The 12,050-nt window shown below is 72.0% G+C and carries 6 protein-coding genes; all 6 read left to right on the top strand.

Annotation, left to right across the window (positions count from 1 at the left end; genetic code table 11):
• Positions 1-7 precede the first annotated feature (7 nt).
• Complete coding sequence (locus ACIBJH_RS18180; RefSeq protein ID WP_399117853.1) at positions 8-3,502, top strand: FtsK/SpoIIIE domain-containing protein; 3,495 nt, start codon at positions 8-10, stop codon at positions 3,500-3,502.
• Between the two features lie 156 nt (positions 3,503-3,658).
• A complete protein-coding gene (locus ACIBJH_RS18175) occupies positions 3,659-5,044 on the top strand; it encodes an ABC transporter substrate-binding protein (protein WP_399117852.1) in 1,386 nt (461 codons plus the stop codon).
• 7 nt (positions 5,045-5,051) lie between these two features.
• A complete protein-coding gene (locus ACIBJH_RS18170) occupies positions 5,052-6,392 on the top strand; it encodes a carbohydrate ABC transporter permease (RefSeq protein WP_399117851.1) in 1,341 nt (446 codons plus the stop codon).
• Positions 6,389-7,297: a carbohydrate ABC transporter permease gene (locus ACIBJH_RS18165; protein WP_200714345.1), complete on the top strand. Its 909-nt coding sequence runs from the start codon at positions 6,389-6,391 to the stop codon at positions 7,295-7,297. Before ACIBJH_RS18170 ends, ACIBJH_RS18165 begins: the two co-directional genes overlap by 4 nt.
• 154 nt (positions 7,298-7,451) lie before the next feature.
• Complete coding sequence (locus ACIBJH_RS18160) at positions 7,452-9,713, top strand: CDP-glycerol glycerophosphotransferase family protein (RefSeq protein ID WP_399117850.1); 2,262 nt, start codon at positions 7,452-7,454, stop codon at positions 9,711-9,713.
• Positions 9,714-9,863: 150 nt separating this feature from the next.
• Complete coding sequence (locus tag ACIBJH_RS18155) at positions 9,864-12,050, top strand: CDP-glycerol glycerophosphotransferase family protein (protein WP_399117849.1); 2,187 nt, start codon at positions 9,864-9,866, stop codon at positions 12,048-12,050.

The following is a 12,050-nucleotide window of genomic DNA, read 5'->3' as shown; positions in this document are numbered from 1 at the left end:
GACGGCGATGCAGATCCGGCTGACCGTCGTAGACCCGCTGGGGCCGCCCGCGCAGCCGCGGGGCCGCTCCGCGAGTTGCGACGTGCTGGTCACCGCGCCGGCGGGTACCGCCCTGGCCGCGGTGGCGTCGGCGCTGGCCTCGGCGGTCTCCGCCGACCCGGCCGCGTCCCCGCCCGAGCGGAGCCGTGAGTCCGGCGCCCCGATCGTGCTCTACGCGGGCGTGGAGCGCCTGGACACCCAGCGCTGCACGCTCGGCGAGCCGCCGCTGACGGACGGCGCGGTGCTGTCCCTGGGCGCCCCGGCCGAGCCCGAGGCACACCCCGAGCTGGACGACGCCCCGACCCAGCTCCATGTGGTCGCGGGCCCGGACGCGGGCGGGGTGCATCTCCTGCACGGCGGCCAGATCCACATCGGCCGCTCCGCCGACGCCGACGTCCCGCTGGACGACCCGGACGTCTCCCGGCTGCACTGCGCGGTGACGGTCGACCCGGGCGGCCGGGTCTCGGTCGCCGACCTGGGCTCGACGAACGGCACCACGCTGGCAGGCACGCGTGTGGGCACCCGCCCGGTGCGCTTCGCCCCGGGCGCGCTGCTGCGCATCGGCGAGTCGGCCCTGCGGCTGACCCCGTCCGGCGGCCCGGGAGCACGCGCCGCGACCACTCCCGACGGCGAGGGGCACGTGCGCGTGTCCCCCGGCACCCCCGCCGGCCCCCGCGCGCAGCCGCCCGTGGTGCCCGGCCAGGGCGCCGCCCCGAGCATCGAGCACCGCGCGGCCCACGACGGCGGGGAGACCCACGCCGGCCGCTTCGGGGCGCTCGGCGAGGAGGACGCCGCGGAATCGTTCTCCGCGCGGACGACGACCTCCCGCGTCCCCCTGGACGACGGCTCCGGCGAGCACGGCGGACGCAAGGGCACCCCTCTCCGGGGCACCGATGTGCCGCCGGGTGTGCGCAGGCGCGGCGGCATCGGCAAGTGGGCGCGCCGCCTGACGGGCGGACGCGACGAGTCGACGGCCGAGGGCGCCGAGTCGCCGTACGACGCCTCCTACGACGAGGAGGGCGCCGGCGAGAGCGTGTCGCCCCCGCCCGTCGCCCTCCAGCAACCGGACATCTGGCCCGATCCGGCGGCCCTGCTGCTGACGGCCCTGGGCCCGGGCCCCCGCCTGTGGGAGCGTGCCCCCGGTCACCCCGAGGCGCTCACGGTGCGGCTCGGCACGGCGGACCGGACGACACCGGACGGCTCGGCGCTGCTGCCCGCGGTGCCGGTGACCTCCGGGCTGCGTGAGGTCGGCGCGCTGGGCCTGGCCGGTCCGCGCGCGCGGCTGGCGGGGCTGGCCCGCGCGGTGGTGGCCCAGCTCGCCGCGCTGCACTCGCCCGACGCCCTGGAGATCGTGCTGATCAGCACGGACCGGGCGCGTTCGGCGGCCGAGCGCACCGCCGAGTGGTCCTGGCTCGGCTGGCTGCCGCATCTGCGCCCCGGGCACGGCCAGGACTGCCGCCTGCTGCTGGCCTACGACCGCGAACAGGCCACGGCCCGCACCGACGAACTGCTGCGCCGCCTGGAGGACCACGCCCTGGACACACGCGGTGGCACGGGCCGGCCGGGCGTCGCCTCCGGCCGCCGCACTCCGGGCATCGGCGCGCAACGCGGCTCGACGGAGGGGCAGTCGGGGATCCCCTCGGCTGCTCCCTCCGCAGACGGCCGCTCGGGTGCCGCCGCCGCACACCCTCCGCGCGGCGCGTCCACCGTGTACAGCACCACCGACGACGCCCACCACCACCGGTCCGGCACGCCCGACCCGTCGGGCGGCGCCCGGCAGCGCCCCTCCGACACCGAACAGGCCGACGCCTCCGACCCGGTGCGCGGCGCCGCCCACCGCCCCTCCTGGGCCCGCGCGGACGACGGTGACGGCCGGGCGGACGGTTTCACGGGGCCGTACACCGTGCTCGTGGTGGACGGTGACCCCGGCGGGGCCGATGTGCGCGAGGCGGTGGCGCGGCTGGCGCACGAGGGGCCCCGGGCCGGTATCCACGTGGTGTGTCTCGCCGAGACGGAGTCGGCCTCGCCCGCGTCGCCGGTGACGGAGACGTACGAGGCGGCGTGCACGGCGGCGCCGACGTTCCGGGAGTGCGGGGCGGTCGCCCTGCTCAGCGGCGATGTCGCCACGGCGCTACGGCTGTTGCGGGTCCCGCACGACGGTACGGCGGCGTCCCGGACCGGCCAGGAGGCGCCACGTCCCGGGCCCGTGGGCGAAGGCACCGTGGCCGCCGTGGACGCGGTCTCGCTCGCGTGGGCCGAGCGGTTCGCGCGGGCGCTGGCACCGCTCAGGGCGGACGGCCCGACGGGTGAGCGGCACGCGCGCGTGTCGGCGCCGTTGCCCCAATCGGCGCGGCTGCTGGACGAGTTGGGTCTTGCCCGGGCCACCCCGGCGTCGCTGCTGGCGCGTTGGGCGGACGCCGGTGACGACAAGGACGCGCTCGGCGGGCGGGCCTGGGCGGTGCTCGGGGCCGGACCGCGCGGGCCGGTCAGCGCGGACCTCGCCGCCGAGGGCCCGCATCTGCTGATCGAGGGCCCGCCGGGCAGTGGGCGTACGGAGTCGCTGCGGGCGGTCGTCGCCTCGCTCGCGGCGGCCGAGCGGCCCGACCGGCTGGGCATCGTGCTGATCGACGGCCGGGACAGTGTCGGCGCGAGCAGCGGTCACGGCGAGGGCCTGCGGGTCTGCACGGACGTACCGCACGTCACCACCCATCTCACGGCCAACGACCCTGTGCGGATGCGGGAGTTCGCGCAGTCGCTGAGCGCGGAGCTGAAGCGGCGGGCCGAGTTGCTGGGCATGATCGGGTTCGCCGAGTGGCACTCGCGGCACGAGGTGTCGGGCCGGATCGTCGCCCAGCGGGGCTCGTCCGGTGCCGGGGATCTGGAGAGTCCGTCGAGTTCGACGATCCGGCTGCGCCCGGCGGCGGCCCGTCAACAGACGGAGGCGGCACCGCCGTTGCCCCGTCTCGTCGTGGTCGTCGACGACCTGGACGCCCTGGTGAAGCCCCCGTTGGGCTCGCCCGGCCGGCCCGCCGCCGGTTCGGTCATACGCGCGCTGGAGGCGGTGGCCCGCGAGGGCGAGCGGCTCGGCGTGCACCTGGTGGCGGCCGCCGCGCGGGACGCCCGTACGGCCGAGACGGAACCCGCCCGGCACGCCACGCTCCGCGTCACCCTCGACGCGACGACCCAGGGCCCGGAGGAACCGGCGCCCGGCCGGGGCCGGTTGACCCTCCCGGACGGCCGGAGCACCCCGTTCCAGGGCGGTCGGGTGACGGGCCGTATCCCGCGCACGGCGACGCTCCGCCCCACGGTCGTCCCGCTGGAGTGGCAGCGCATGGGCGACCCCCCGGCCCGCCGCCCGGTCCGCGAACTGGGCAACGGGCCGACGGACTTGGCCCTGCTGGCCAGCGCGCTGGAGCGGGCGACGCGTTCGGTGTCGGCGGCGGAGGTCCCGTCACTCCTCTGATCGTTCACAGGTCGCCCACACAACCCCACGTCACGACCCAATCACGATCCCGTACTTGACAGCGGACGCCATCTTGCCGCGTTCAAGCACCGGGCGTAGACCAGTGCGCACGGAAGCGTTCGAGCGTTCGACGAGGAACGAAGAACGGGGCAAGTGATGCGCACTACGAGCAGCACAATCCGGACACGCACCACCGTACGCACAGCGGCAGTTGTCGCCGCGGGGGCACTGGCACTCTCGCTCACCGCCTGCGGCGGCAGCGACAACAAGAGCGACAGCGGCAAGTCGAGCACCCCTTCGGAGAGCACCGGCACGGTGACCCTCCCCAAACTCAACGGCCAGAGCCTCGAAGTGGCCGCCGTGTGGACGGGTGCCGAGCAGAAGAACTTCAAGACGGTCCTCGCGGAGTTCGAGAAGCGCACGGGCGCCAAGGTCACCTTCGTGCCCGCGCAGGACCCGATCATCAACTTCCTCGGCTCGAAGATCGCGGGCGGCCAGCCGCCGGACATCGCGATGCTCCCGCAGCCCGGCGCGATCAAACAGGCCGTCGACAAGAAGTGGGCCAAGCCCCTCGGAGCCGAGGCGCTCGCGGAGTTGCAGAAGAACTACTCGCAGGGCTGGCAGGACATCGGCAAGGTCGGCGGCAAGCAGTACGGCGTCTACTACAAGGCCGCCAACAAGTCGCTGATCTGGTACAACGCCAAGGTCTTCGAGAACGCGGGCGCCAAGGAGCCCAAGACCTGGCAGGACCTGCTGACCACCGCGCAGACGGTCTACGACTCCGGGGTCACCCCCTTCTCGATCGCGGGCGCGGACGGCTGGCCGCTCACCGACTGGTTCGAGAACGTCTATCTGTCGCAGGCCGGGCCCGAGAAGTACGACGAACTCGCCCAGCACAAGATCAAGTGGACGGACCCCTCCGTGAAGGAGGCGCTGACCACGCTGGCGCAGATCTGGGGCAAGAAGGCGTACATCGCGGGCGGCCAGAGCGGCGCGCTGCAGACCGAGTTCCCCGCGTCCGTGACGCAGACCTTCACCGGCGGCGACCAGCCGAAGTCCGCGATGGTCTACGAGGGCGACTTCGTGCAGGTCAACATCGGTGAGACCAAGGCGAAGGTGGGCACGGACGCCAAGGTGTTCCCGTTCCCGACGGTGGGCTCGACCGCGCCGGTGGTCTCCGGCGGCGACGCGGCGGTCATCCTGAAGGACTCCAAGGCGGCCCAGGCACTGGCCACGTTCCTCGCCTCACCGGACGCGGCGACGATCCAGGCGAAGCTCGGCGGCTATCTCTCCCCCAACAAGAACGTGCCGGACTCGGCGTACCCGAACGCGGTGCAGCGGACGATCGCCAAGTCGCTGATCGCGGCCGGTGACGACTTCCGCTTCGACATGTCCGACCAGGCCCCGCAGTCCTTCGGCGGGACCCCGGGCAAGGGCGAGTGGAAGGACCTCCAGGACTTCCTGAAGAACCCGACCGATATCGCGGGCACGCAGGCGCAGTTGGAGAAGGACGCGGCGGCGGCGTACGCGAGCGGGAGCTGAGCCCGAGATGGCATCGGCAGCGGCGGAGGCCCCCGGGGCCTCCGTCCCTCCCCGCAACCGCAAGAGCGTGACCGGCACCCGCAGGACCGTGGCAGTGCTGTTCCTGCTGCCCGCCCTGGTGCTGCTGGGCGCGCTCGTGGTCTACCCGATCGGGTACTCGCTGGTCCGCAGCTTCGGCAACCAGGCCGGCGACGGCTTCGCCGGATTCGACAACTACAAGGCCCTGTTCACCGACGACGGCATCCGCACCGCCCTGAAGAACAACATCATCTGGGTGATCTTCGCGCCGACGGTCGCCACCGCCCTCGGCCTGATCTTCGCGGTGCTGACCGAACGGGTGCGCTGGGGAACGGCGTTCAAGCTGGTCGTCTTCATGCCGATGGCGATCTCCATGCTCGCCGCCGGCATCATCTTCCGGCTCGTCTACGACCAGGACCCGCACAAGGGCGTCGCCAACGCGGTCTGGGTCGGCATCCACGACACGTTCGTCTCGTCGTCGGCGTTCCCCAACGCCCACCCGGGCCGCGAGTCCCCCCTCAAGGCGGACAAGGGCGGCTTCATCACCAGTACGACGGTCCACACCGGCCAGACCGTCACGCTCCCGCTGGTCGGCGTCGCCCCCGACCAGATGCCCGACAGCGCGAAGAAGGCCGTGGCGGCCAAGCCGGAGCCGGGGAAGATCACCGGCACGACCTGGCAGGACTTCACCCGCGGCAAAGGCGTCGGCAAGCTCGGCGGGGTCGACCCGTCGGAGCTGGGCTACGGCGGGATGCGCATCGAGGCCGTGAAGGACGGCAAGGTGGTCGCCTCGACCAAGGCCGCGGGCGACGGCACCTTCACGCTCCCGGCGAGCGCGGACGGGGCCCAACTCCGGCTCCCGGCAAGCAACTTCAAGGCGCCGTACAACGGAGTGGAGTGGCTGGGCCCGTCGTTGGTGACGCCGGCCATCATCGGGTCGTACGTGTGGATGTGGGCCGGGTTCGCGATGGTGCTGATCGCGGCCGGACTCGCCGGTGTGCCAAGGGAGTTGCTGGAGGCGGCTCGCGTCGACGGCGCCAATGAGTGGCAGGTGTTCCGGCGGGTCACGGTGCCGCTTCTCGCACCGGTACTCGCGGTCGTCGCCGTCACGCTGATGATCAATGTGCTGAAGATCTTCGACCTGGTCTTCATCATCGCCCCGGGCTCCTCGCAGGACGACGCGAACGTGCTCGCCCTGGAGCTGTACCGGAAGGGCTTCTCGGAGGGCCGGCCGGGGATCGCCAGCGCCATCTCGGTGTTCCTGCTCCTGCTGGTGATTCCGGTGATGCTCTTCAATGTGCGCCGGCTCAAGCGGGAGGTGCGGCGATGACGACGGATGCCGGAACTCTGGGGAAGACAGGGCCTGTTGAGGTCGTCAAGGCGCGGGAGTCGCTCGGTGGGCGGCTCGCGGCGGCGGCGAGCGGCGGGCTGGTCCGGGTGTTCCTGATCCTCGTCGGCCTGTTCTGGCTGGTGCCGACGATCGGGCTGCTGCTGTCCTCGCTGCGCAGCCCGGAGGACATGAACGCGAGCGGCTGGTGGAAGGTCTTCAGCCAGCCCTCCCAACTCACCTTCCACAGCTACAAGACGCTGCTGGAGAACAGCGACATCACCAGCTCGCTGTGGAACACCGTCCTGATCACCGTCCCGGCGACGGTCCTCGTGGTGGTGATCGGCGCGCTCGCGGGCTACGCGTTCGCGTGGATGGAGTTCCCGGGCCGCGACTGGTGGTTCCTGGGCGTGGTCAGCCTGTTGGTCGTGCCGGTGCAGGTCGCGCTGATCCCGATCGCCGAACTCTTCGGAAAGATCGGCCTGTTCGGGACCATCTTCGGGGTGATCCTGTTCCATGTGGGGTACGGGCTGCCGTTCGCGGTGTTCCTGCTGCGGAACTTCTTCGCGGAGATCCCGCGGGAGTTGCTGGAGGCGGCCCGGCTGGACGGCGCGGGTGAACTGCGCCTGTTCGCACGCGTGGTGATGCCGCTCGGCGGCCCGGCCATCGCGAGCCTGGGCATCTTCCAGTTCCTGTGGGTGTGGAACGACATGCTGGTCGCGCTGGTGTTCACCAAGTCCAGCACTCAGCCGATCACGGTCGCACTCCAGACCCAGGTACGCCAGTTCGGCAACAACATCGACGTGCTGGCACCCGGCGCGTTCATCTCCATGGTGATCCCGCTGGCCGTGTTCTTCGCGTTCCAGCGGCAGTTCGTGTCCGGCGTCATGGCGGGCGCGGTCAAATAGTAATAAACCGCACATAGTTCAAGGGGTGGGCCGTTACCGGCCCGCCCCTTCGCGTTCACCGTGCATCCCCCGTATGCCGTACGCGGCGTAACCAAGTCACTCCATCGGCCGTTCCCGGGCAGAACGCCCGCGCCGACCGACCCATGGATGTCCCTTGCCCAGGTTCAGTGTCATTGTCCCCGCGTACAAGGTCCAGGCGTACCTGCACGAATGCCTGGAATCGGTGCTCTCCCAGTCGTATCCCGATCTGGAGCTGATCGCGGTCGACGACTGCTCGCCGGACGCCTGCGGCGCGATCATCGACGAGTTCGCGGCCCGCGACGCCCGCGTACGCGCCGTCCACCTCCCCGAGAACCAAGGCCTCGGCCGCGCCCGCAACGCCGGTCTGGAACAGGCGACCGGCGACTATCTCGTCTTCCTCGACAGCGACGACACGCTCACGCCCGACGCACTGCGCTCGATCGCCGACCGCCTCAAGGAGACCGGCGAGCCCGACGTCCTCGTCTTCGACTACGCCCGCACCTTCTGGAACGGTGAGGCCCAACGCAACAAGGTCGCCGCCCAGTTGACCGAACAGGGCCCGGCACCCTTCCGCCTGGAGGACCGCCCCGGGCTGCTGCGGGTCATCATGGTCGCCTGGAACAAGGCGTACCGGCGGGAGTTCGTCGAGCGCCAGGGCTTCGCCTTCCCGCCCGGCTACTACGAGGACACCCCGTGGACCTACCCGGTACTGATGGCGGCGGAGACGATCGCGACCCTCGACCGGGTCTGCGTCCACTACCGGCAGCGCCGCCAGGGCAACATCCTCGGCACCACCAGCCGTAAGCACTTCGACGTCTTCGACCAGTACGACCGGGTCTTCGCGTTCGTCGACGCGCGCCCCGAACTCGCCCAGTGGCGGCCGCTGTTGTTCCGCCGCATGGTCGACCACCTCGCAACGGTCTTCACCAAGCCGGACCGCCTCCCGCGCGGCACCCGCGCCGAGTTCCTGCGCAAGGCCCGTGCCCACTACCGCCGTTACCGCATCCCCGGCACCTCGGTCCCGCTGCGCACCCGGATGCGGCACACGTTCGTACACTTCGGCGTCCACCGCACCTTCCGGGCCGTGCAGAAGGCGATGAGCTGGCGTCGCCGGGCGGTGAAGCTCACCGCCAAGCTCCTGCGAAATCTGCGGGCGGCCGTCCTCCAGCTGCACTACAAGGTCCAACTCCGGCTCCCGCTACGGGATCGCGCGGTGTTCGCCGCCTACTGGGGGCGCGGCCACAGCTGCAACCCGGGCGCGCTGGAGACCGCGTTCCGCACCCACGCCCCGCACATCCGCACCGCGTGGATCGCCCGCCCCGAGCACCACCACACGATCCCGGCCGCCACCCGCAGGCTGCGTCCGAACACGGTCTCCTACTGGACGGCGCTGGCCCGCTCCAAGTACCTGGTGAACAACGTCAACTTCGACCGCCGGCTGGTCAAGCGCCCCGGCCAGGTGCTCATCCAGACCCAACACGGCACCCCCCTCAAGCACATGGGCCTCGACCTCCAGGAACGCCCGGCAGCCGCACGGGACATGGACTTCGGCGAACTCCTCAAGGGCGTCGACAAGTGGGACCACGTCCTGTCCCCCAACCGCCACACCACCCTGACCTGGGAGCGGGTCTACCCCGGCAGCTACACCACGCTCGCCTACGGCTATCCCCGCAACGACGTGTTCCAGCAGGCGACTTCGGCCGACGTGCACCGCCTGCGCGAGTCGCTCGGCATCCCGCAGGACGCGATCGCCCTGCTCTATGCCCCAACTCACCGCGACTACCGCCGCGTTCAGCGCGCCCACCTCGACCTCGACCGCGTGCTGCGCCGCCTCGGCCCGCGCTTCGTCGTACTGGCCCGCGCCCACTACTGGCACGAGGGCCCGCTCGCGACGGCCGCGTCCGGCCGGATCATCGACGTCACCGACCACCCCAGTGTCGAATCGCTCTGCCTGGCCTCGGACGCGCTGGTCACCGACTACTCGTCCCTGATGTTCGACTACGCCAACCTCGACCGCCCGATCGTCATCCACGCCGACGACTGGGAGGCCTACGAGGCGGCCCGCGGCACCTACTTCGACCTGCGGGCCTTCCCGCCGGGCGCGGTCGCGCGCAGCGAGGACGAACTGATCGACATCTTCGCGACCGACCACTGGCGCGGCTCCCGCTCGGCGCAACTGCGCGCCGCGTTCCGCGAGCGCTTCTGCCCCTACGACGACGGCCGCGCCGCCGAACGGGTCGTACGCCACGTGGTGTTGGGCGAGAGAGACCTCCCGCCGGTCCTCCCGCTCACCGACCGCCACCCGGTCCCCTCGGTCGCCGCGAGCCGCACACACTCCCCCCTCACGACCGTGCCGCAGCCCACGTCGTCCCGGCCCGTCACCGACCGCCTCTGAACGCCGTTCCCACACCGGGGAGTTCACATGCCCTCAAGCCCTTCACGGCCGACACCGACCAGGCCGTCGACGTGGCGTCCGACCGGGCGCCCCGGCCGCCGCGCGCACTGACCCGGAACCTCCCCTCCGGACCACTGGAGAAAGAACAGAATGCCCCGCTTCAGCATCATCGTCCCGTCCCACGGGGTCGCCGGCCGGCTCTCCCAGGCCCTGGACTCGGTCCTCGCGCAGTCCTACGGCGACTTCGAGCTGATCCCGGTCTGCGACGCCCCCGGCTCCCCGGCCGCCGACGTCGCCGACGCCCACGCCGGACGGGACTCCCGGGTCGCCCCGGTGCACTCACCGCCCTCGGCGGGCCTGAGCGGGGCACGCAACACCGGCCTGCGGGCGGCGACCGGCGCCTACGTCTTGTTCCTGGACGGCGACGACACCCTCGCCCCGGGATCGCTGGCCGCACTGGACGCCCGCCTCACCGAGACCGGTGACGTCGACGTCCTGTACTTCGAGCACGAGCGCACCCCGTGGTGGGAGGGCGAGCCCACCAACCCGGCCGCCCCGCTGCTGGCGAAGACCCCGGCCGGCGCCTTCTCCCCCGCCCAGGCACCGCAGTTGACGGGCATTCAGCTCCCGGCCTGGAGCGCGGCCTACCGCCGCGCCTTCCTCACCGACAACCGACTCACCTTCCCCGAGGGCCCGTTCACGGACCTCGGCTGGGGCGGCCTGGTCACCCTCGCCGCCGAGCGGGTGGCGGTGCTGCGCTCGGTCGTCGTACGGCATCTGCTGCGACGGCAGGGCAGCCGGCTCAACCTGCCGGGCGCGCACCACCACCAACTCCTCGACCAGGTCGACATGGTGCTGACGCGTGCGGCCGACAGCGCTCTGTCCGGCGCCCTGTTCGAACAGCTCTTCGCGGTGGTGCTGAAGACGGCCTCCCGCCCCGAACGCCTCCCCTCCGGACACCGCGCCTTCTTCCGGCGGGCGGGGCGGCTGTACCGCACACACCGGCCCGCCGGTTTCCGCGCGCCGGGCGGGAGTGTGGGGGTGCAGCACCGGTTGCTGGCGTCGGGGGCGTACTCGGCGTTCCGGGCGCTGCGCGGCGTCAACCGCTCGGCGTCGGAGGCGGCCGAGCGGGTCCCGCGCCCCCGGATGCTCCGCACCCGCCTGCGCTACGCCCGCGACCTGCGCCGTCCCCTCGACCCCAACCTGGCCGTCTACTGCGCCTATTGGGGCCGTGGCTACGCGTGCAGCCCGGCCGCGATCCACGCCAAGGCCGCCGAACTCGCCCCGCACATCCGCTCGGTGTTCCTGGTCGAGCCGGACGCTGTGGACGCCGTACCGAAGGGCGTCGAGCACGCCGTGATCGGCAGCCGGAAGTACTGGGAGGTGCTGGCGCGCGCCAAGTACCTGGTGAACAACGCCAACTTCGCCGAGGGCGTCGTCAAGCGGTGCGGCAGCGTGCACGTCCAGACGCAGCACGGGACCCCGCTGAAGAAGATGGGCGTCGACCAGTCGACGTACCCGGTGGTGGCCGCCGCGACCGGCAGCTTCGCCAAGTTGCTGGGCCGGGTGGACCGTTGGGACTACAACATCTCCTCCAACCGGCACTCCACCCAGATGTGGGAGCGCGCCTTCCCCGGCTCGTACGAGGCGCTGGAGTACGGCTATCCGCGCAACGACGTGTACTACACGGCGACGGCCGACGAAGTGGCGCGCGTGCGGCGGGAGTTGGGTGTCCCGGAGGGCAAGACGGCCGTCCTGTACGCGCCGACCCACCGCGACTACCAGACCGGCTTCGACACCGGCCTCGACCTGGAGGCCTTCTGCGCGGCGGCCGGTGAGGACGTGGTCGTGCTGCTGCGCGCCCACTACTTCTACGACCAGGGCCGGGCGAAGAACACCGGCCGGATCATCGACGTGACCGGGCACCGCTCCTCCGAGGACGTGTGCCTGGCCGCCGACGCGCTGGTCACGGACTACTCGTCGATCATGTTCGACTACGCCAACCTCGACCGGCCGATCGTCGTGTACGCCGACGACTGGGACGTCTACCGGGAGACGCGGGGCGTCTACTTCGACCTCATGGAGGCCCCGCCGGGCCCGGTGACCCGTACGCCCGAGGAACTGGCCCAGGTGTTCCGCGACGGCTCGTACGCGGGGGCGGAGTCCACGTCCCTGCGAGCCGAATTCCGGTCCCGTTTCTGCGAGTTCGACGACGGGCTGGCCGCCGAGCGGGTCGTACGCCGGGTGTTCCTCGGTGAGCCGCCGGAGGCGGTCCCGCCCGTGATCCCGCTCGCGGAGCGCGTCCCGGCCCCCGCCGCCACCCTCGTAAGGAGCTGA

It is taken from the genome of Streptomyces sp. NPDC050548 (assembly GCF_044457385.1).
Classification (GTDB): domain Bacteria; phylum Actinomycetota; class Actinomycetes; order Streptomycetales; family Streptomycetaceae; genus Streptomyces.
Note: the sequence above shows the minus strand (reverse complement) of the source record. Positions and strands in the feature narration are given on the sequence as shown.

Coding starts and splice junctions, on each gene's coding strand:
- ACIBJH_RS18170 (WP_399117851.1), top strand. CDS start 5,052: ATGGCATCGGCAGCGGCGGAGGCCCCCGGGGCCTCCGTCCCTCCCCGC.
- ACIBJH_RS18175 (WP_399117852.1), top strand. CDS start 3,659: ATGCGCACTACGAGCAGCACAATCCGGACACGCACCACCGTACGCACA.
- ACIBJH_RS18165 (WP_200714345.1), top strand. CDS start 6,389: ATGACGACGGATGCCGGAACTCTGGGGAAGACAGGGCCTGTTGAGGTC.
- ACIBJH_RS18180 (WP_399117853.1), top strand. CDS start 8: ATGCAGATCCGGCTGACCGTCGTAGACCCGCTGGGGCCGCCCGCGCAG.
- ACIBJH_RS18155 (WP_399117849.1), top strand. CDS start 9,864: ATGCCCCGCTTCAGCATCATCGTCCCGTCCCACGGGGTCGCCGGCCGG.